Here is a 22,357-nt window from a genome sequence, read left to right as displayed (position 1 = left end):
TATTAAAGTACTCAATCTCACTTTCCATATACTATCTCCTTACCGATACTTATCTACTAGTTCTATTTATTTAACAAGCTCTTCTAATTGTTCTTCTGCACAGCAATCACGATCATGTTGGTGGTCAACAAATTGTACTGGATGTCCATAAATTTTAGATATTGAAACTTCATCTAGTGATTTGAATGATTCACTTGTCCCATGGAAATGAATATGTTGATTTAAACAAGCAACTTTACTTGCTGTATCAGCAACGACACCAATATCATGTGTTACGAGTATAATTGTTATGCCTTCTTGTTTTAATTGTGTAAGTAGTTGGTAAAATTCTGATACGTGTCTTGCATCTATACCAACTGTAGGTTCATCTAATATTAAAATGCTAGGCTTAGAAATTAAAGCTCTCGCTATGAATGTTCTCTGTTGCTGTCCACCGGATAGTTGTGCGATATTCTCGTTTTTAAGTTCGATTATATTTAATCTTTCTAATATTTCATCGACTTTTTTCGCATCTTCATTATTAAACCATTTGAACAAACCTTTATTTTTAGTTAATCCACTCATGACAACTTCTTTAACAGTTGCAGGAAATCCTGAACTAAACGCATTAGATTTTTGTGATACGTAACTAATTTTTTCCCAAGATTTATATTGATTTATTTTTTTACCACTTATGAATATATCACCTTTTTGTAAAGGTAAAAGTCCTAATATTAATTTAAGTAAGGTTGATTTCCCTGAACCATTTGGTCCTACTATTGCTAGAAAATCACCTTTATAAATTTGTATATTGATATGGCTAAGCGCCAATTTATTTGGATAGCTATAACTTATATCTTTTAATTCAAAAATTGGTGTTTCTTTTTCCACATTCATCACCTCGTCAATAGAATACTATACAATGAAAATGGATTAATGTAAATAGGAATGTTTACGAATAAAAAAAGGAATGCTATTAATTTAGCATTCCTTAAGTATTATTTATTGATTAAAAATTTTATCTTTTAAATCTGGATCGAAAGTACCATTTTTAATCATTTCAATTTCGTATTTATATGGTGGTTTTTTATTCTTTTTATCATCACCTACATAAGGTGTTTCTAAGATTTTAGGAACATTAGTAAAGGCTTCATGATGAACAATATAATGTAATGCATCATAACCTAAAGAACCAAAGCCAATGTTTTCATGTCTATCTTTTTTAGCACCTTGTGGGTTTTTACTATCGTTTACGTGAAGGACTTTTATTCTATCAATACCGACGATTTTGTCGAATTCGTTTAATACACCATCAAAGTCTTCTTTAACGTTGTAACCAGCGTCGTTAGTATGACAAGTGTCAAAACATACTGATAATCTTTCATTATGATCTACACCATCAATAATTTGTGCAAGTTCTTCGAATGTTTTACCACATTCTGAACCTTTACCCGCCATAGTTTCTAAAGCTATACGAACATCGTTATTATTCGTTAAAACTTCATTTAAACCTTCAATAATTTTTTTAATTCCTTTTTCTTCTCCAGCACCTACATGAGCACCAGGATGAAGTACGATATCTTTAGCTCCTAAAGCTTCAGTACGTTCAATTTCAGATTGTAAGAATTCAACACCTAAATTAAATACTTCAGGCTTTGTAGTATTCGCAATATTAATGATATATGGTGCATGCACAACAATATTTGATAAACCGTATTCTTTCATTGCTGCTTGACCATTCTCAATATTTAAATCTTCAATTTTTTTACGTCTTGTGTTTTGAGGTGCGCCAGTATAAATCATAAATGTTGAAGCATTATAACTTGCCGCTTCTTCCGCTGCTTGAAGCAACATCTTCTTACCACTCATTGATACGTGTGATCCGATTAACATATATGACACCTATCCTTTTCTGCTTTGTTTTTTAGTTCTTTTAGAATGTGCTTTCTTTTCTTTGAATTTCAATTCATCTAATTCACGTTTGAATTTCTTCTTATAACCAGGTTTAACTTTATTTTTGTTATTTCTTTTAATTTTTTGTTTAAGCGATTTCTCAATATTATCTTCTTTTTTAACACGTCTTGTTCTATTTTGACGATCTTTTATTTCTACAAATTCGTCATTTTTAATATCAACATGTTTAAGTTTATAATTATTCTTCTCAATTTGAGTTATTAGATCATCTTCGTCTGGTGTATATAAAGTGATTGCTACACCTTTATAGTCACCACGACCAGTTCTACCTACTCTATGCGTAAAGAAATCAATCTCTTTAGGTAAATCATAATTAATAACGTGACTAACACCTTCAATATCAATACCTCTTGAAGCTAAATCACTTGCTACAACAAATTCAAAATCTAATTGTTTAATACGTTTCATTTGTTGTGTTCTTTCTCTAGGTGTTAATCCACCATGAATAACACCAACTTTATATCCTTCTTCAGATAAATGAGCGACTAATTCATCAGCTCTATCACGACTATTTGCAAATATAATTGCTAAATAAGGATTTATAACTTTCATAACTTTTAAGATTTTTGTTTTTTTCTCTTCACCTTTAGTAGGAATTAAGTAAAAATCAATATTATCTTTATTTGAAGATGCTGTTTCAATTTCAACAAATTCAGGATTGCTTAAATATTTATTTAAGAAAGGATGTAATGCTTTAGGAATTGTTGCACTAAATACGGAAATTTGTGCTTTTCCATCTAATCTACTCGCAACACTATCAACCTTAGGCATAAACCCTAAATCAATCATTAAATCTGCTTCATCAATAACAACTGACTTAGCTAAATGTAAATCTAAAGCTCTTTCAACAGCCATATCATCAATTCTGTTTGGCGTTCCTACAACTACATGTGGTGTGTTTTTAGATTTATCAATATCTCTCGATTTATCAGTTCCACCAATATATAAGCTTACTTTAACACCTGTTTTAAATTGTGCCAAATGTGATGCAGCGTCATATAATTGTTTAGCCAACTCTCTCGTTGGAGCTAAAATAATTATTTGTGGTTCTTTTATATCAACATCAATTTTATCAAATAATGGTAATAAAAAGGCGTGAGACTTACCAGTACCAGTCTGAGATTGACCTATAATATTAGATCCTTTTTTAATCTTAGGTATAACTCTACGTTGTATTTCTGTCGGCTGATCAAAGTGTAAATCTTCAACTGCCTTTACTAATTCATTTTCTAACTGAAAATGTTCAAACGGATGCTTAGACATAAGCGACCCTCCTCGTTTCTTTTTCACTTCATACATTATATAGTAAATACGTAGTTTATGATAGGCTTAAAGATTTATTTTGAATTTTTATTTAGTTTCATTCAATCTTAAGTGTTGTTATAATAGATATTAATAAGGAGGGCAATTAATGGAGATTATAAAAATTACCCCTAGAGGCTATTGTTACGGCGTTGTAGATGCTATGGTGATTGCAAGAAATGCTTCACTAGACAAATCACTTCCTAGACCAATTTATATACTTGGCATGATTGTTCATAATAAACATGTAACAGACGCGTTTGAATCAGATGGAATTATTACTTTAGATGGACCAAACAGATTAAAGATTTTAGAGCAAATAGAAGAAGGAACTGTAATCTTTACTGCACATGGTGTGTCACCTGAAGTAAAAAAACGTGCTAAAGAAAAAGGACTTGTTTGTATCGACGCAACTTGCCCTGATGTAGACAACACACATCAACTTATAAGAAAAGTTAAATCAGAAGGATACCATGTCATTTATATTGGCAAGAAAGGTCATCCAGAGCCTGAGGGAGCAGTTGGTGTTGCTCCAGATATTATTCACCTCGTCCAGACATTAGATGATATAGAAGATTTGCCAGAAGATATTAAAGATAAAAAACTCATCGTAACTAATCAAACAACGATGTCACAATGGGATGTTAAACATTTAATAGATAAACTACAAACTAATTACCCGCACATCGAAGTTCATGAAGAAATTTGTTTAGCAACACAAGTAAGACAAGAAGCTGTTGCTAATCAAGCAAATCAAGCTGACTTATTAATAGTTGTAGGCGATCCAAAAAGTAATAACTCTAATAGACTCGCACAAGTATCCAAAGAGATTGCACACACAAATGCATATAGAATTTCTGATTTAAGTGAACTAAAACTAGAATGGTTACAAGACATTGGAAGTGTAGCCGTTACTGCAGGTGCATCAACACCTACTCCAATAGTAAAAGAAGTCATTGACTATATTAAAAACTATGATCCAACTCATGTGCCAACTTCAGCTCTTAAGAGTAATGTACCTGTTGAAAAAATATTACCTAAGATTAAAAAACCACAACCAGTAACAATAATGGAATAAAAAAACTGCCGACTTTTTCGGCAGTTTTTTTACATATAACAATAAGGATCTGTATTGATTTTAGAACTTTTTATTTCTATTGATTGATTTGTCCATTCTTCTAATAATGACTTCAATCCTTCTCTCATTACATATTCACTATAATGATTTATATCTAGAACATTAATACCATCCATTTTGGCATCTAATGCTTCGTGATGCTTAACATCACCAGTTATAAATAAATCTGCTTGTTTATTTTGTGCAAGTTGTGCGTACTCTATTCCAGCGCCACCAACTATTGCCACTCTATTTATTTTCGCCTCTTTATTCCCTATAAATCTAACAGCTGGAATGTGTAGTTTTTCTTTATAGTGTTCAACAAATTCATTTATTGATTGTGTTTTATCTAATTCTCCAACTATTCCTAATCCTATTCTAGAAGTCTTCTTCATTTCTATAAAATCAAAAACAGGTTCTTCATACGGATGATTTTCATAAATAAGTTGTTTAGCTAGTGACTTATCTTTTCCATCTACCATAAGCTCTAATTTAGTTTCATAAACCGTTTCAGTCTTATGAGATTGTCCAATATGCGGGTTAGCATTCTCACTTGGTTTAAATTGACCTTTTCCTTGCGATTGGAAAAACACTTCGCTATACTCTCCTGTTTGTGCTAAATGATGTTTGTTAAATGCAGACTTCATTAGTTCCACATCTTTATCTGGTATAAATATCTGTACTTTGAAATAACTTTCTTCTTTGTCATCTAGAACAGACATGTTTTTCAAACCTATTTGGTCACCTATCATGTAACTTACACCTTTTGGATACACATCTAAGTTTGTGTGAAGCGCGATTAAATTAATATCATTTTGAATCAGTTTTTTTAGAATCAGTCCATAACCTTTTTCTGTAATGTTTTTAACACCTTTAAAAATAAGTGGATGATGCGCAATAATTGTATTTAAATCGTTTTCTATTGCTTCATCTACTACTTCCATAGTGCAATCTAGTGTTGTTAATATGCCCGTCACTTCACTATCTTCAGTTCCAATTAATAAACCAACATTATCCCATGATTCACTACTTGAAAATGGAATATGTTTATTAATGACATTTAGTAATTCTTGAATAATCATTTAAGCACCTCTTTAATTTGAAGTATTTGTTGATTAATTTCATTATACCTAATTTGATCATCATGATGTTCTAACTGTTTACTAATTTTATTTAACGATTCAAGTTCTCTCTGCCATTTTTCATAAAACAAATCGCTTTTATTTTTTAATAATATTGGTCCAAATCTCATTTCTTTTTCATCTAGTAGCATTGTTCCTTTTTTAGCGACTAATATTTCATATATATGTTTTTTATCTTTTATTAATTGTTCGTCATAAATTTTATATCCAATTTTTTGTAACACTTGTCTAATTGGTAACGCATGTATATTTGCTTGTAATATTAAATCAGGATATTTGTTTAATTTATGTTGACCTTCTTCAATAATTTGTGCAATTAATGGTCCACCCATACCACATATCGTAATAACATCTATTGTTTCGTCAATCACTTCTAAACCATTTCCAAGTTTAACTTCAATACTATCTGTCATACCATAAGTTTTAGTGTTCTGTTGTGCTGCCAAAAAAGGACCTTTAACTACTTCTCCAGCTATCGCTTTGTTAATTAAGCCTTTTTGTATAGCATATATTGGTAAATAAGCATGATCAGATCCAATGTCAGCTAATTTATTATGATTGAGGTATTCGCTCACCTTCGTTAAACGTTTGTTTATCTGGATCATCATTTTTTCCTTTCATAAAAAAAATCTTTTGCAATAGCAAAAGATTTTTTTGTGTTATTTAGCGCCGTCTTTTAAGTATTTGACAAGTGTGTCTAAATCTTTGTCTGAAATAGTCGCTTCATCGTGGGCAGGCATTGAACCTTTACCATCACGGATGATTTTTTTCATTTCGCCAGCTTCTTTAGAAGAACCAGCTAATTTAGGTCCCATTCCACCTTCAAGATTTTGTCCATGACAACTTGTACAATTATCTTTTGCGAATGTAGCTGCGTCAAACTTCTCAGTTTTTTCACCGCCACCGCCTTCTTTTTCTTCCTCTTTGTTAGCACCATGTGCTGACATGAAGAATATTAATCCCACACCGAGTAATAATATCAGAATAAACGGGATAACAGGATTACGATTCATTCATACAACCTCCCTTTTGTTAAACCTTCATACAATTATATTTTATATTAAAACAAGGCATTGTCAAAGGCTTTTTGGGATTAATATAAACTTTTCGTGATTAATCCATAAAATCTTTCAATCGCTTACTTCTAGATGGATGTCTTAATTTGCGTAAAGCCTTAGCTTCAATTTGACGAATACGCTCTCTAGTAACGCCAAATACTTTACCAACTTCTTCTAATGTTCTTGTTCTTCCATCATCAAGACCGAATCTTAATCTTAAAACATTTTCTTCTCTATCAGTAAGTGTATCTAATACATCTTCTAATTGTTCTTTTAACAATTCATAAGCAGCGTGATCAGATGGACTTTGCGCATCTTGATCTTCAATGAAGTCTCCTAAATGACTATCATCTTCTTCGCCTATAGGTGTTTCTAGTGAAACTGGTTCTTGTGCTATTTTTAAAATTTCACGCACTTTTTCTGGAGGTAAATCCATTTCTTCGCCAATTTCTTCAGGAGATGGATCTCTACCTAAATCTTGTAACAATTGACGTTGAACACGTATTAATTTATTGATTGTTTCAACCATATGAACTGGAATACGGATTGTACGTGCTTGGTCTGCGATAGCTCTAGTTATCGCTTGACGAATCCACCAAGTTGCATATGTCGAGAATTTAAATCCTTTATTAAAATCGAATTTTTCAACTGCTTTAATTAGACCCATGTTACCTTCTTGAATAAGATCTAAGAATAACATACCTCTACCTACATAACGTTTAGCAATACTAACTACAAGACGTAAGTTTGCTTCAGCAAGGCGTGATTTAGCAATATCATCACCTTTTTCGATACGTTTAGCCAATTCTACTTCTTCTTGTGCAGTTAATAAATTAACTCGTCCAATTTCTTTTAAATACATTCTAACTGGGTCATTTATTTTTACGCCTGGAGGAGCACTTAAATCATTTAAATTTAATTTATCATTTGTATCAGTTGAGTCTTTTTCATTGATTAAATTAATTTCATTCTCGTTAATTAAATCAAAGAAATCATCCATTTGATCTGGATCCATTTCGAAGTTTTGTAATTTATCTGCAATCTCTTCATGACTTAAATGTCCTGCTTTTTTACCTTGTTCAATTAATTGATGCTTTACTTGATCAATAGTAAGTACTGCTTCATTATTAGCGCTATTAATTTTGTTTAATTCTTTATCAGACATGAATAGGCCTCCCGGTTTATTAACTCTTACATTCTATTCCGATTATATTGTACAATTTGTTCTAAATACTGTCTTTGTAGTGCGATGTCGCCTGCTTGCATTGCCTTATTCAATTGTTCATTTAAATATTCTATTGATGTTTCTACTTGCTCATTAGGATGAATGACATTAATATAATCTTCCACTTCATCCGTTTCTGGTTCATCATTGATTGATAATGAATCTAAATACATTACTGTCTCCATGATTTGATGTTCTTCAATGTAACTTGAAAAATCACTAATGTTAAAAACATCATTATTCTTATAATACCCGTTTAAACGTGAAAAAATCACTCTATTATTCAATGAAGTGAAGTCTTCTTGATTAATCCTAGAATGATATTCTAAAAATAACTGTTTATGATTCATAAAATGTTTTAACAACGCTTGTTCAGCTCTACCAATTTTATCTAGTTTTTTTTCCTTTAATTCAGGAACGACATAATTATAATCAGCATTATTTTGAACAATATTCGGCGATAGTCGATTTTTAAGACTGTTAACATCTACTTTATACAAATCAGCTACTTGTTGCAATACTTTTTTTCTTAAAAATTCAGAACGAATCAGATTGATATCATGAACTAACTCTTCTAAATGCTGTCCATGCTTTAAATCATTGTTTTCGTTGGCATAATATAATTGTTGAGCCTTAAACCCTACATAAGATTGTTTTTGCCCTTCTACAAATGATTTAAACGCTTCACTTCCATATTCAGAGATATAGTCATCTGGGTCCATTTTTTTAGGTAAATTTACAACAAAGACATTTAAACCTTCATTTAATAATTCTTTACCAACATTCATCGCTGCTTCTTTACCTGCGAAATCTCCATCATACAGTAATGTTACGTTTGACGCCAGTTTTTTGACCATAATAATATGTTCTTTTGAAAGAGCAGTTCCCATTGTAGCAACAACTTGTTTTATATCCGCTTCTGATGATTTAATAACATCCATAAATCCTTCTAGGAGAATGACTTCATCATTTTGTCTAATGAATTTTCTAGCACGATCAATGTTATATAACATTTTTCTTTTTTGGAAAATTGGCGTCTCTGGGCTATTCAAGTACTTAGGCGATTGGTCCGTATATGTACGACCGGAAAATCCAACCGTTTTACCTTGAAAATTCAATAACGGAAAAATAATCCTATCCCTAAATCTATCAAAATAGTCAAACGTTTCATCATTACGACTTAATAATCCAGCTTCATAGGCAATCACAGCATCGTAGCCATTTTTTTCTAAAAAGTCATGTGTAAATTTAGAATGGTTTGGAGCATATCCTATCTTTCTATCATTTATAAGTTCATCTGTGAATCCTCTTGATTTTAAATAGTTTAAGGCTGCTTCGCCTTCTTCTGTATGTTTCAATATGTAATGATAATTATTTGCCATAAGCTCGTGCATTTCTATCATTTTTATGTGATCATCAACCATTGAATCAGTTGCAGAAGGTTCTTGCTTTTGAATATGAATATCTACTTTATCGCCTAACTCTCTAACAGCATCAACAAAGGATACACCTTTAATTTCTTGAATAAACTGAAAGACGTTACCACCTTTTTTACAACCAAAACAATGGCATATTTGTTTATCTTCTGATACTGAAAATGAAGGTGTTTTTTCGTCATGGAAAGGACATAACCCTATATAGTTACGTCCTCTTTTTTCAAGCTTTACATATTCGCTTACCACATCTAAAATATCGTTTTTTTCACGAATTTCTTTTATTACATCTTGTTCTATACGCATCATTTCACCCTTTATCGATTTTGTTGAGTAATAATTTTTATGATGTCATTTGCTGTTTCTTCAATTGCTTTATCCGAAACGTCTAAGACAGGGCAACCAATCTTTTCAACAATTTCTTCAAAGTATCTTAATTCCTCTTCAATTCTATCATCTTTAGCATAATCTGCATCATCACTTAGACCTAGTTGAATTAGTCTAGCTCTTCTAATTGCATTTAGGTTTTTTTGATTGATTTTTAATGCTATACATTTCTTAGGATCTATATCAAATAACCCTTCTGGAGGTGCAACTTCTGGAACTAACGGTACATTCATTACTTTATAACGCTTATGCGCTAAATATTGAGAAAGTGGTGTCTTTGAAGTTCTAGATACACCAATAAGTACAATATCAGCTTTTGGTAAACCTCTAGGATCTCTTCCATCATCATATTTAACTGCAAATTCTATTGCTTCAATCTTTTTAAAGTAGTCTTCATCAAGTTTATGAATATTACCTGGTTCATTAAGTGGTGATTCATTTAATTCATTACTTAAAATACTCATTAAAGGTCCCATAATATCAACATTTTTTATATTATTTTCTTCTAGTTTTTCTTTTAAGTATAATCTCATTTCAGGTTTAACTAATGTATAAACTACTATAGAATTTTGTTCTAATGCTAATGAAACAACTTCATTAATATTACTTTCATTCTCTATATAAGGTAATCTGACAATATCTAATGCATTGCCTTCAGTTTTATATTGAGATGTACATGCCTTAGTAACCAGTTCGGCTGTCTCGCCTACTGAATCTGACGCTATAATTATTCTTATTTCTTCCATTTTAAATTTATCCCCCTACTCATCTTCAATTAATGAAACAAATGCTCTTGTTATAGTTGTTTTTGTTATTCTACCTTTTACTTTCATCTTATCGCCTTTTAATTTTTTCACTACAGGTAATGCATCTATTTGTTTATCAATTAATAATTTTGCCGCGTATATTAGTAAATCGTCTTCCAAACATACCGTTATGTTAGGCATTCGACTCATATTTATACTTACTGGTGTTTCTTTTAAACTCTGTCCACCTATTGCTGCTCTTAGCAAATCTTTTCTGGAACAAACACCTATTAAATAACCTTCTTTATTAATTACAAATAATGTACCGACATCTTCTAAAAACATTTTACATATAGCTTCATATACAGACACACTTTCTTCTATAACAACTGGTATGGCCATAGATTCTTTAATTGTCATCTTCTTAATAGAATCACTTAACAACTGTGTGCTCGATTTTCCTGTATAAAAATATCCAACTCTTGGTCTAGCATCTAAATAACCAGCCATAGTTAAAATAGCTAAATCAGGTCTTAAAGTTGCCCTAGTTAAATTTAATCTTTCAGCAATTTTTTCACCTGTTATAGGACCATTATTTTTAACAATTTGTACAATATGTTCTTGTCTTTGATTTAATTCGATTGCTCTCACCCCTTCAAACACAACTCAGTTAGATTAATTATAACATGTATCGCAAATTTTGCTCAATTTGAATATCTGTTTTTACTTGATAAGTCTTACATACCATGCTATATTTTAAATAACTTTGAAATTAAAAGCGAGTTAAGGTTGGTGAAAGCTTAACATTAAAAGTTCTGGCTTATAAAATTTCATATAAAGAGAGTGGCTACACTAATTTGGGTGGAACCGCGGGTTATATACTCGTCCCAAGGCATTATTTAATGATGTCTTGGGACTTTTTTAATTTAAATAAGGAGTGAATTATTTATGGCAAATGATATGGACAAAGTAGTAACGTTAGCAAAACACAGAGGATTTGTATTCCCTGGTAGTGAAATTTATGGTGGTTTAGCAAACACTTGGGATTACGGTCCACTAGGTGTTGAATTAAAAAATAATATTAAAAAAGCATGGTGGCAAAAATTCGTTCAACAATCTCCATACAATGTTGGATTAGATGCTGCAATTTTAATGAACCCAAGAACTTGGGAAGCTTCAGGTCATTTATCTAACTTTAATGATCCAATGATTGATAACAAAGATTCTAAAATTCGTTATAGAGCTGATAAACTGATCGAAGACTACATGCAAAATGTTGAAGGCGACGAGAACTTTATCGCTGATGGCATGAGCTTTGACGAAATGAAACAACTTATCGATGACAAAGGTATTACATGTCCTGAAAGTGGAACAGCAAATTGGACTGACATTCGTCAATTCAACTTAATGTTCAAAACTTTCCAAGGTGTAACAGAATCATCAACAAATGAAATTTTCTTACGTCCTGAAACTGCTCAAGGTATTTTCGTGAACTATAAAAATGTTCAACGTTCAATGCGTAAAAAATTACCATTTGGTATCGCACAAGTTGGTAAATCTTTCAGAAATGAAATTACACCAGGTAACTTTATTTTCAGAACAAGAGAATTTGAACAAATGGAACTTGAATTCTTCTGTAAACCAGGCACTGAAATTGAGTGGCAAAATTACTGGAAAGAATTTGCTGCAAAATGGTTAAAAGATTTAGGAATTAAAGAAGAAAACACTAAGTTACGTGACCATGATGATGATGAATTAAGTCACTACTCTAATGCAACTACTGATATCGAATATAAATTCCCATTCGGTTGGGGTGAACTATGGGGTATCGCTTCAAGAACAGATTTCGACTTGAAACAACATAGTGAATTTAGTGGTGAAGACTTTAATTATCATGATCAAGAAACGAATGAAAAATTCGTACCATATTGTATCGAACCATCATTAGGTGCTGACCGTGTTACATTAGCGTTCTTATGTGATGCTTATGAGGAAGAAAACGAAGGCGAAAAAGAACAACGTACAGTTCTACACTTCCACCCTGCATTAGCACCTTACAAAGCAGCTATTTTACCATTAAGTAAAAAGCTTTCACCTGATGCAATTAAAGTATATGAAAAATTAAGCGAAAAATTCGCAATTGACTTTGACGAATCACAATCAATCGGTAAACGTTACCGTCGTCAAGACGAAATTGGTACACCATACTGTATTACATTCGACTTTGATTCTTTAGAAGACAATCAAGTTACAGTTCGTGATAGAGACACAATGGAACAAATTCGTATGCCAATTGACGAAGTTGAAAGCTTCTTAGCTGAAAAAATTAGATTCTAAATAAAAAAAGAGCAAAGACTTTTCGATAAGTCTTTGCTCTTTTTTATATATTTAAGTTTTCTAGTTGTTTTAGTAATTTTTTTGTTCTGAATACAATTCCAACATATTCATCATACATATTATCAATCAAAGTTACGATTTCTTTCTTAACTTGATCATTAATTGTAAAGCTATTTAAATGTTGTATTGGTAGCTGGTACATTAAATTCATAAAATATAATGCTCTATTTGAAATTCGATAAGCATGTTCATCATTTACGAGTGCTTGGTTACTTAATGGGCCATTATATTTAAAGCTATACGCATTTAATTGTTGTTGATCCATATCACCTGTAATGACACATGCATTAAATCTAGGTTCATAACCATATTTAGGCATACATTTCAAAGCGACTATCATACTCATTGTATCGGCATCAACGCCTTTTTCAACAGCTTGAAATACACTTAAAAGCAAGTCATAGAAAAATACATCATGTTCATCTTCTTCCAACGCTTTATCAACTATCTCTATACAATAAGCACCATAAGCACTTTTAAAAATATCGCTTTGCATCATTCTATGACTATTTATAATATCAGCTGACGACAACGTTCCCATACCTTTAAACTTTGAAAAAATAAACAAGCCATGTACAAAGGGCTGTGTAGCACCTTGTAAAGGATGACTTGTTTTTTTAGCACCGCGTGCCATTAATGGAACTTTATGTCCATGTTCATTTAATATAGTTATGATTTTATTATTCTCACCATAATTTACTGAGCGAATGACAAATCCTTCTTGTTTATAAAGCATTTTATCATCGCCTCCATTCTAAATATTACTCGTCTTCTCTGTAACCAATTTGCTTAATGAAATTAGGTTTATTACGCCAGTCTTTTTGAACTTTTACCCATAGATCTAAATATACTTTCGAACCAAGTAACATTTCTATGTCTCTACGTGCACGTTTCCCTATTTCTTTAAGCATTTTACCACCTTTACCGATAACAATGCCTTTTTGAGAATCACGTTCTACATAAATTGTAGCTTCAACATGCACCTTTTCACCTTCAACTTTAGTCATTTTATCAACACTAACGCCAATTGAATGTGGTATTTCTTGGCTAGTTAAATGTAGTGCTTTTTCTCTAATCAATTCTGATACAACAAATTGCTCAGGATGGTCAGAAATTTGATCTTTAGGATAATACATTGGACCTTCTTCTAAATATTTCTTGAATTGTGCTAGAAGCGTCTCAATATTTAATCCTTCTAGTGCAGAGATAGGTACTATTTCTGCAAATTCCATTCTTTTTTGATATTTTTCAATCTCAACTAGTAACTGATCTGGATGTACTAAGTCTATTTTATTTAATACTAAAAATACTGGCGTCTTAGTATCTTTTAACAAATCAATGATAAATTCATCGCCTTTACCGATACTTTCATCTACATTAACCATAAACATAATTAAGTCTACTTCTTTTAATGTATTTTTGGCGATTTTCATCATGTAATCACCTAACACATGTTTAGGCTTATGGATACCTGGTGTATCAATAAATATCATTTGAGAATCATCAGTTGTTAAAACACCTTGCACTTTATTTCTTGTCGTTTGTGCTTTATCTGACATAATTGCTACTTTATGACCTATTACTTTATTCATAAAAGTAGATTTTCCAACATTAGGTCTACCTATAATAGATATAAAACCTGATTTAAATTCATTCATTTATTCTAAATCCTTTCCTGAGAAACCTAAAGGTAATAAATCATTAACAGTAGTTTCAATTCTTTCATCTGTTTGATGTGTTAAATAAACAGGCATGTCATCATCACAAAGCTCTTTTAAGACTTGTCTACAAGTACCACATGGTGATGAAGGTTTATCTGCATCAACAGTTATTGTAATACATTTGAAGTCTCCAGGTCTATAGCCATCTGACATTGCAGCAACTAAAGCTGAGCGTTCAGCGCATATTGTAGATGGATATGCAGCATTCTCAATATTTGCACCATAATATGCTTTGCCATCTTTAGTGATTAAATATGCACCAACATTAAATTTCGAATATGGTGTATAAGCCCTTTTCTGTGCTTCTCTTGCGCCATCGTACCACTCTTGTTTAAATTCCATAATTCTTCCCCCTTATACTTACTATATAATTTTTGGTAAAAATATAATTATCCCGATTATTGCTGCCATAATTGATGACATTAATACAGCTAATGCAGCTGTATCTTTTGCATGTTTAGCAAGTGCATGATATTTATCTGTATACATATCAACAACATATTCTATAGAAGTGTTTAAAATTTCTGTTATTAAAACACTAAATATTGCAAGTATAATCCATAGCCATTCGTTTTGATTTAAATTTAATATTAAACTAACAATGATGACAATAATTGCAAATGCTAAATGTAAAATAAAATTACGGTCTTTCTTCAGTATCGTTATTAAACCAGCTAAAGGAAATTTAAAACGATTAATAAATTTAATCACGAGTTAAACCAAATTCATTTAAAATTTCATCTTGTCGAGAAAACATTTCTTTCTCATCAACTTCAGTCATATGGTCATAACCTAATAGATGTAAGAAGCCATGTAATGCTAAGAACCCTAATTCCCTACTTAAACTATGATTATATGAATCAGCTTGTTCCTTAGCGACTTCTAAACATATGATTATATCCCCTAATACTCTAGGAATATCTAGCCCTTCAATCTCTGGTTCATCCTCTTCAAGTGAAAATGAAATGACATCAGTAACTTTATCTTTATCTCTATAATCACGATTAATAGCTTGTATTTCTTCTTCATCGACAAATGAAATAGAAAGCTCTGCTTCTTGAGTTATATTTTCTTTTTTAGCAGCAAATGTCAGTAATGATTCAATTTGATTTTTTGTATCTTCATCAATCACTTGTTGTTCATCAATAAAATCCATTGTTAGCATATTAAATCTCCTCTTCGTATGCATTTATTATTTTACCTACTAATGGGTGTCTTACAACGTCTGTTTGTTCTAAATAAGACATTGAGATACCTTTGACTCCACTTAATCTTTGGTCAGCTTCAATCAGACCACTTTTAACGCCTTTTGGTAAGTCGATTTGTGTTCTGTCACCAGTAACAACCATCTTAGATCCAAAGCCTAACCTTGTTAAGAACATCTTCATCTGTGGATGCGTTGTATTTTGTGCTTCATCAAGAATAACAAAGGCATCATCAAGTGTTCTACCTCTCATATAAGCTAAAGGAGCAATTTCAATTGTACCTCTCTCAATTAATCGAGCCGTTTGCTCTGTACCCAGTACTGTATGTAGGCCATCATATAGTGGTCTTAAATAAGGATCTACCTTTTCTTTCAGGTCACCTGGTAAGAATCCTAGTGATTCACCTGCTTCGACTGCTGGGCGCGTTAATACGATGCGTTTAACTTGTCCTAGACGCAATGCTCTTGCTGCCATTACAACGGCTAAGAACGTCTTCCCTGTCCCTGCAGGACCTATACCGAAAACTAAGTCATTTTTTTTAATATTATTAATATAAACTCTTTGGCCCATTGTTTTTGCTCTTATTATTTTACCATTACTATCTTTAGTAATTTCTTCGTCATATAAATTAATAAGCTGATCTATTGTGCCTTTTTCAGCCATTTTAACAGCAGCTTGAACATCATTGATTGTTATACTTGCTCCACTTTCAATCACTTTTAGTAAGTTCATTAGGACTTTTTCTGCTTTTTCAACATTTTCTAAACGTTTTCCGCGAACACTAATTTCTTGTCCTCGAGTTAAAATATCCACCTCGAGTTCATTTTCAATATATTTTATATGCTCATCTCCATTACCTAATAATGCTTGAGCTTGATCCATATTTTCGATTTGAATTAATGTAGGCATTAAATATCTCCTTTATAAGTTGAATTGTTAACACTTTAAATGTACCAAACCTTACTATAACGTGCAATCTTATGCACTTTATTTTGCATATTATTTAATTTTTCTTGTGAAGTTATCAAATGACTTACTTTTTCAAATTCACGTAATCTATTACTGTTATTTAATTTAATTTTAGGATTGATACGCATAAGCGCAATGATAAATTCTCTTTCTTCAAGCGGACTAACCTTTTCAACTAATTCACCACTTGATACGATTTCTAACATGCTATTACCTTCTATAGATTTAGTCATGTTAATTTGCTCAATTTCAAAGATGTTATATGTGTTTTTAAAAAGACCTCTTCTAATCGTTAAAAAATGTTCTTTTATTGTGTACCTTTCAAAAAGAATGTTTAAAATAATAAGAAATACCAAGACGAAAGTTATCATTATTAAGTATTTGTTACTAATAAAAAGAGGTATTAAAGCAATTAAAAACACTATAAATGAAATCAATATAGATAAAAAACTAAGCTTTTTCTTAAATACCATTTTTATCACACCTTCTTGATTCCTACTTATATTGTAAGACTAAATGGTATTTTTGTGAATAAAAAAACAGGCTGAGACAATTAATTTGTCTCAGCCTGTATCAATATATTAGCAGTAGATGACTGAATTGAATATATGATTATATTAAGCTTATTTCAACTCATTTGGTCTTTTAAGTATTTCTGACCAAATTATACCGTTAACCACTTGGTTCTCATCAACGTTTATAGCTTCATCATTAAATTTATGTTTACTGTTCAAATAAAGTTGTTTAACCATTGAGCGTCTTGTTCTCTCAGAAAGTTGAGTATTCTTAATAATTTGTTCTGCCTCAGCTTCAATTTGAGAAATGTTATCTCTTTGTAAGTTTGATAAAGAATTTTTTTCATCTTGACTAAATTGTAATAGTTGTTTTATTACTTGCTCTTGTTTTTTAGGTCTATTTTTATGAATTTGCTCTTTTTTCTCATTTATATACGCATTTTCATGTTCATTAGATGTGTGTTGAGCAGTATTTTCTTTAGGTCTTTCACTTACTTTAGGTTGTTCAACGTCAATATTATATTGTTTAAGATGAGTTGCAAGTTGATCAGCTAAATTTTTATAGTGACCTGACATACGATCAGTAGAACTCGTTTCAGCTTTTTGTTTATAAGATTCGTATTTATTAACTAAATCTTGTAATTGTTGCTGAGCTTTATCTGTTTTTTCTGTTGCTTGTTTATTTACTGGATTTGGTCTTTGATTATTTTGGGGTTGTTTATTCTTTTTCTTTTTAGAGCTACCTTCAATAATTCCACTAACTACACTAAAAATCACCCAAATAACAAAGACGATAATGCCTATTTCCATTTCAAATCACCTCTCTTATTGGTTCGGTGAATTAGAATCTTGTGGCTTTGTACTCTTGTTAATTGCTTCTCTCATGCCAGTATCAGCTTCTACATTTTTTAAATTGTAGTAATCTTTAACACCTAAATTACCTGATTTAAGTGCTTCTGCCATTGCAAGTGGTACTTCTGCTTCTGATTCAACAACTTTAGAACGCATTTCTTGTACTCTTGCTTTCATTTCTTGTTCAGTTGCTACAGCCATAGCACGACGTTCTTCGGCTTTAGCTTGTGCAATGTTTTTATCTGCAAGTGCTTGTTCAGTTTGAAGATCTGCACCAATATTTTTACCGATATCTACATCAGCTATATCGATAGATAAGATTTCAAATGCTGTACCTGAATCAAGACCTTTACTTAATACAGTTTGAGAAATACTATCTGGATTTTCTAGAACTTTTGTATGGTGTTGACTTGAACCAATTGTAGAAACAATACCTTCACCAACACGAGCGATGATTGTATCTTCACCAGCACCACCAACTAAACGTTCAATGTTAGCTCTAACTGTAATTCTGGCTTTCGCTTTCACTTCAATACCGTTCATTGCAACACCTGAAATAAATGGTGTTTCAATAACTTTAGGGTTTACTGACATTTGAACTGCTTCTAAAACGTCACGGCCAGCTAAATCTATTGCTGCACCTCTTTCAAATGCTAAATTAATTTCTGCTCTTTGTGCCGCAATAATCGCATCTACGACTCTATCAACATTACCTCCAGCTAAAAAGTGAGACTCTAGTTGATTTGTTGTTAATGCTAAACCTGCTTTGTGTGCTTTAATTAATGGATTGATAACACGTCTTGGTGATACACGTCTTAAACGCATACCGACTAAAGTACCAATTCCAACTTTGACACCTGCTGCTACAGCTGAAATCCATAATCCTACTGGAACAAATGAGAATAAAATCATAAGCAGTACGATTAAAATGACAGCAATAATTATAAAGGCAATTAAACCTGATAACATATGCAATTCTCTCCTTCACTATCTTAAATTTCTCTTACAACAACTCTTGTACCTTCAACCTGTACAATCTTTACTTGTTTATCATTCTGAATAAATGTACCATCTGAAACAGCATCTATTCTTTCATCATCAACAAGGATAATGCCTGAGGGCCTTAATGCAGTGTATGTTGTACATATTTTGCCAATCAAATGACTTCTATCTTCGTGAGATGTATAGCCAGATTCTTTATTTGTAGAATCTCTAAGAATGACTTTATCAAAGAATGGTATTTTACGATTAAATCCTTTCACTAATATCACCCACTCTATCGTCGTTAAAATTAATGCTACAGCAATAATCATACCCATAACTAATATATTCTCTCCAACTAATATAAAACTACCTATAATAGCTACAAAGCCTAGGATACCCAAAATTGCGCCAATAACAAATAATTCAATTATTACTAATAACGCTCCAATACTAAAAAGTAAAACAGAAATCAAACTTATTTCATCAATTATAACGTAACCTATAAAGAATATAAGTGTACAAATGAAACTTAAAATTCCAGCAAAATTAATATGTTCAGAATATAATTGATAAAGAGCGCCAAGAAAAATAATACAAGTCAAAATTAACGTCACTAGAGGCGAAGTTATAAAGTCGCCAATAGTTGAAATACTATGACTTGAAACAATACCTAAATTCAAATTATGTTGAATAAAAGCAAATATGTATTCATACGCTGATGTCAATAATCTCACCCCTCATTAATATTATACAATAAAACAACTACGAACTAAAACGTATACACGTATTATTTTATATATATATGTACTTAAATATTTTTAATATAAGCAAAAGAACACATAAACAAGATGTTTATGTGTTCTTCATACATTTTAAACGTTAAATTTGTTCATTATAATTAATTAATATTCATTGAGGGAGTTCAATAAACTATTAATTATTTAACTTTACGTTTACGAGCTGCTTCTGATTTCTTCTTACGCTTAACGCTTGGTTTTTCATAGAACTCACGTTTACGCACTTCTTGAATCGTACCGCTTTTTGAAACTGTACGTTTAAAGCGACGTAATGCATCTTCGATTGATTCGTTTTTACGAACTACTGTTTTAGACATCTGTATTTCCCTCCCTCCAAATATCAACAAAGCTTTATATGTCATTTACATAGTAAATAAATTACTATGTACTTTAACATTATAAAATAACTCATTTTTTAAGTCAATAATCATTTGTTATGAATATTAAAATGTAACTAATCTTTCATCTTTATTAGTTGCATGATTGACTACTTTTACAAGTTTTCCTTCATTTATAGGATAACCTGGTGTCATTACTTTAACTTTCACTATTTCACCAATTAATGTTTCATCGCCATCAAATTCAATCTTCATGTAATTATCAGCATAACCAATTAATTTCCCTTCAGATGAACCACTCTCTTCGGGAATAACTTCTAAAACAGTTTGATCAAATTTAGATGCATAGTCTTTTGCTAATTGGTTAGATAACTCAATTAGGCGATGCACACGATCATTCTTAACATCTTCATCAACTTGATCTGTCATTCGTGCAGCTGGTGTACCTGTTCTCATAGAATAAGGGAATACATGTAATTCTGAAAATTGGTGTTTCACGATAAAATCATATGTTTCTTGAAATTCTTTTTCAGTTTCACCAGGGAAACCAACAATAACATCACTTGTTACAGCTAAACCAGGTAATGCTTTATGAAGTTTCTGCAACCTTTCAGAGAAGTGTGCCATCGTATACTTTCTTCTCATACGTTTTAACACAGTATCTGATCCTGATTGTAATGGAATGTGTAAATGTCTTACTACTTTAGTAGACTTATCAATTACATCAATCACCTCATCAGTAAGTTGACTTGCTTCAATTGAAGAAATTCTAATTCTTTCAAGATTCTCAACTTGTTCCAAATCTCTAAGAAGTTGTGCTAAGTTATAGTCTTTTAAATCTTCACCATAGCCACCTGTATGAATACCAGTTAAAACGATTTCTTTATATCCTGAATTAACTAAAGTTGTTGCTTGACTCACAACTTGTTCAGGATCTCTTGATCTCATTAAGCCTCTTGCCCACGGAATGATGCAAAATGTACAGAAGTTATTACATCCTTCTTGGATTTTTAATGATGCGCGAGTTCTGTCAGTAAAATATGGTACTTCTAATTCTTCATATTTTCTGTTCTTCATAATATTACCTACACCATTAATTGGTTGTCTACTTTGCTTATATTCTTCAATATAAGAAAGTAATTTATGTCTATCTTGAGTACCTACAACTATATCAACACCAGGTATTGCCATGATTTCTGCTGGAGAAGTCTGAGCGTAACAACCCGTTACACAAACAACTGCATCTGGATTTTTACGAATAGCTCGTCTGATTACTTGTCTACTTTTTTTATCCCCAGTGTTTGTAACAGTGCATGTGTTTATAATAAACACGTCAGCATTTGTTTCAAATTCTACTCTTTCGTAATCATTTTCCTTAAATAATTGCCAAATCGCTTCAGTCTCATAGTGATTAACTTTACAACCTAAAGTATGGAACGCTACTGTAGCCAAATATATTCACCTCATTAATTCTAATTGATAGCTTAAAGCAGCTAAAGCATACAATGGAGCAGTTTCAGCCCTTAAAATTCTAGGTCCTAAACTCATCTTTACTGCATCTTTAAAAAGATGGACTTCACTTTCTGTTAAGCCACCTTCTGGACCAAAAATAATTAAAATTTTCTGTCCATGTTTAAGATTAGAACCAATTTGATGTAATTTACTTGTTTCCCCACGTTTTGCCTCTTCTTCATAAGCTATTAATATATAATCATATTCATTCATATTATCATAAATACCTTTAAAATTCGATTTATACTTAATATCTGGAATTGTAAGCCTCATACTTTGCTCGCTTGCTTCTTTTACAATTTTTTGCCATCTTTCGAGTTTCTTATGAAGTTTCTTTTCTTCTAATTTAACAATTGATCTTTCTGATTGAACCGCAATAAAATGATGAGCACCCATCTCTGTTGCTTTTTGAATCATCCATTCGTATTTGTCACCTTTAATGAGTCCACTAGCAATTGTGACTTCAATAGGAAGTTCAGTTTGTCTTGTTGTATCTTCAAGTGTAAGTACTTCAATACAATCATCATGATAAGCAGTTATTTCAGAAATTAGAGATTTTTTATCTTTAAAAGTTAAAATAATTTTTTGTTCCACATTCATACGCATCACATTTTTAATATGATGTATATCATCAGTATTATGTATAAAAAAACGCTGATTTAACTCAGCGTTTTCGAGTAAGAAATATCTTTGCATCATTTCTC

At 31.5% G+C, this 22,357-nt stretch carries 25 protein-coding genes; 2 read left to right on the top strand and 23 right to left on the bottom strand.

All coding sequences use genetic code 11. The features are described from left to right. Positions 1-66 precede the first annotated feature (66 nt). From B2G86_RS02345 to B2G86_RS02335, 3 genes are all read right to left on the bottom strand, one after another. The gene (locus tag B2G86_RS02345) at positions 67-876 is read right to left on the bottom strand and encodes a metal ABC transporter ATP-binding protein (RefSeq protein ID WP_078356535.1); all 810 of its coding nucleotides are present in this window, start codon (positions 874-876) and stop codon (positions 67-69) included. Positions 877-981: 105 nt separating this feature from the next. Continuing rightward, entirely contained in the window at positions 982-1,872 is an 891-nt protein-coding gene (locus B2G86_RS02340) for a deoxyribonuclease IV (protein WP_078356534.1), read from the bottom strand. Positions 1,873-1,881: 9 nt separating this feature from the next. Next, entirely contained in the window at positions 1,882-3,216 is a 1,335-nt protein-coding gene (locus B2G86_RS02335; RefSeq protein WP_078356533.1) for a DEAD/DEAH box helicase, read from the bottom strand. A gap of 148 nt (positions 3,217-3,364) precedes the next feature. Here B2G86_RS02335 and B2G86_RS02330 point away from each other — a divergent pair, with 148 nt between their 5' ends. After that, positions 3,365-4,333, top strand: a complete 969-nt coding sequence (locus B2G86_RS02330; protein ID WP_078356532.1) for a 4-hydroxy-3-methylbut-2-enyl diphosphate reductase — start codon at positions 3,365-3,367, stop codon at positions 4,331-4,333. 29 nt (positions 4,334-4,362) lie between these two features. Here the strand turns inward: B2G86_RS02330 and B2G86_RS02325 are convergent, their stop codons facing one another. From B2G86_RS02325 to ccpN, 7 genes are all read right to left on the bottom strand, one after another. Beyond that, on the bottom strand, positions 4,363-5,454 hold the full coding sequence (locus B2G86_RS02325; protein ID WP_078356531.1) for a Nif3-like dinuclear metal center hexameric protein: 1,092 nt from the start codon (positions 5,452-5,454) through the stop codon (positions 4,363-4,365). Beyond that, positions 5,451-6,119 carry a tRNA (adenine(22)-N(1))-methyltransferase gene (locus B2G86_RS02320; protein WP_078356530.1) on the bottom strand — a complete coding sequence of 223 codons (669 nt, stop codon included), beginning with the start codon at positions 6,117-6,119 and terminating at the stop codon, positions 5,451-5,453. Before B2G86_RS02320 ends, B2G86_RS02325 begins: the two co-directional genes overlap by 4 nt. 54 nt (positions 6,120-6,173) lie before the next feature. Beyond that, positions 6,174-6,527: a c-type cytochrome gene (locus B2G86_RS02315; RefSeq protein WP_078356529.1), complete on the bottom strand. Its 354-nt coding sequence runs from the start codon at positions 6,525-6,527 to the stop codon at positions 6,174-6,176. Between the two features lie 100 nt (positions 6,528-6,627). After that, a complete protein-coding gene (gene rpoD, locus B2G86_RS02310) occupies positions 6,628-7,737 on the bottom strand; it encodes an RNA polymerase sigma factor RpoD (protein WP_078356528.1) in 1,110 nt (369 codons plus the stop codon). Positions 7,738-7,763: 26 nt separating this feature from the next. Then, positions 7,764-9,536, bottom strand: a complete 1,773-nt coding sequence (dnaG, locus tag B2G86_RS02305) for a DNA primase (RefSeq protein ID WP_078356527.1) — start codon at positions 9,534-9,536, stop codon at positions 7,764-7,766. 11 nt (positions 9,537-9,547) lie between these two features. Continuing rightward, entirely contained in the window at positions 9,548-10,363 is an 816-nt protein-coding gene (locus B2G86_RS02300; RefSeq protein WP_078356526.1) for a pyruvate, water dikinase regulatory protein, read from the bottom strand. A 15-nt stretch (positions 10,364-10,378) separates the two neighbouring features. Beyond that, on the bottom strand, positions 10,379-11,014 hold the full coding sequence (ccpN, locus tag B2G86_RS02295; protein WP_078356525.1) for a transcriptional regulator CcpN: 636 nt from the start codon (positions 11,012-11,014) through the stop codon (positions 10,379-10,381). A 297-nt stretch (positions 11,015-11,311) separates the two neighbouring features. Between ccpN and B2G86_RS02290 the strand changes: the two genes are divergently transcribed. Further along, positions 11,312-12,700 carry a glycine--tRNA ligase gene (locus B2G86_RS02290; protein ID WP_078356524.1) on the top strand — a complete coding sequence of 463 codons (1,389 nt, stop codon included), beginning with the start codon at positions 11,312-11,314 and terminating at the stop codon, positions 12,698-12,700. Between the two features lie 43 nt (positions 12,701-12,743). Here the strand turns inward: B2G86_RS02290 and recO are convergent, their stop codons facing one another. From recO to B2G86_RS02225, 13 genes are all read right to left on the bottom strand, one after another. Next, positions 12,744-13,496, bottom strand: coding sequence for a DNA repair protein RecO (recO, locus tag B2G86_RS02285; protein ID WP_078356523.1), 753 nt, complete (start codon positions 13,494-13,496; stop codon positions 12,744-12,746). Between the two features lie 25 nt (positions 13,497-13,521). Beyond that, the gene (gene era / locus B2G86_RS02280) at positions 13,522-14,418 is read right to left on the bottom strand and encodes a GTPase Era (protein WP_078356522.1); all 897 of its coding nucleotides are present in this window, start codon (positions 14,416-14,418) and stop codon (positions 13,522-13,524) included. After that, the gene (cdd, locus tag B2G86_RS02275; protein WP_078356521.1) at positions 14,419-14,823 is read right to left on the bottom strand and encodes a cytidine deaminase; all 405 of its coding nucleotides are present in this window, start codon (positions 14,821-14,823) and stop codon (positions 14,419-14,421) included. A gap of 21 nt (positions 14,824-14,844) precedes the next feature. Beyond that, the gene (locus B2G86_RS02270; RefSeq protein ID WP_078356520.1) at positions 14,845-15,192 is read right to left on the bottom strand and encodes a diacylglycerol kinase family protein; all 348 of its coding nucleotides are present in this window, start codon (positions 15,190-15,192) and stop codon (positions 14,845-14,847) included. Next, positions 15,185-15,646, bottom strand: a complete 462-nt coding sequence (gene ybeY, locus B2G86_RS02265) for an rRNA maturation RNase YbeY (RefSeq protein WP_078356519.1) — start codon at positions 15,644-15,646, stop codon at positions 15,185-15,187. Before ybeY ends, B2G86_RS02270 begins: the two co-directional genes overlap by 8 nt. Before the next feature lies 1 nt (position 15,647). Then, entirely contained in the window at positions 15,648-16,595 is a 948-nt protein-coding gene (locus B2G86_RS02260; RefSeq protein WP_078356518.1) for a PhoH family protein, read from the bottom strand. A gap of 35 nt (positions 16,596-16,630) precedes the next feature. Next, entirely contained in the window at positions 16,631-17,026 is a 396-nt protein-coding gene (locus B2G86_RS02255; protein WP_239700847.1) for a PH domain-containing protein, read from the bottom strand. A gap of 252 nt (positions 17,027-17,278) precedes the next feature. Then, positions 17,279-17,980 carry a hypothetical protein gene (locus B2G86_RS02250; protein ID WP_078356516.1) on the bottom strand — a complete coding sequence of 234 codons (702 nt, stop codon included), beginning with the start codon at positions 17,978-17,980 and terminating at the stop codon, positions 17,279-17,281. 15 nt (positions 17,981-17,995) lie between these two features. After that, positions 17,996-18,991 (bottom strand): flotillin-like protein FloA, encoded by a 996-nt coding sequence (gene floA, locus B2G86_RS02245; protein WP_078356515.1) that lies wholly within the window; start codon positions 18,989-18,991, stop codon positions 17,996-17,998. 23 nt (positions 18,992-19,014) lie between these two features. Then, on the bottom strand, positions 19,015-19,731 hold the full coding sequence (locus B2G86_RS02240; protein WP_404932018.1) for an NfeD family protein: 717 nt from the start codon (positions 19,729-19,731) through the stop codon (positions 19,015-19,017). 212 nt (positions 19,732-19,943) lie between these two features. After that, complete coding sequence (gene rpsU, locus B2G86_RS02235) at positions 19,944-20,120, bottom strand: 30S ribosomal protein S21 (protein ID WP_016910862.1); 177 nt, start codon at positions 20,118-20,120, stop codon at positions 19,944-19,946. A gap of 126 nt (positions 20,121-20,246) precedes the next feature. Next, complete coding sequence (gene mtaB, locus B2G86_RS02230) at positions 20,247-21,593, bottom strand: tRNA (N(6)-L-threonylcarbamoyladenosine(37)-C(2))-methylthiotransferase MtaB (protein ID WP_078356514.1); 1,347 nt, start codon at positions 21,591-21,593, stop codon at positions 20,247-20,249. Positions 21,594-21,599: 6 nt separating this feature from the next. Then, positions 21,600-22,349 carry a 16S rRNA (uracil(1498)-N(3))-methyltransferase gene (locus B2G86_RS02225; RefSeq protein ID WP_078356513.1) on the bottom strand — a complete coding sequence of 250 codons (750 nt, stop codon included), beginning with the start codon at positions 22,347-22,349 and terminating at the stop codon, positions 21,600-21,602. Positions 22,350-22,357: the final 8 nt, after the last annotated feature.

The sequence above is a fragment of the Mammaliicoccus fleurettii genome (genome assembly GCF_002018435.1).
GTDB lineage: Bacteria > Bacillota > Bacilli > Staphylococcales > Staphylococcaceae > Mammaliicoccus > Mammaliicoccus fleurettii.
This window is presented reverse-complemented; position numbering and strand designations above follow the sequence as displayed.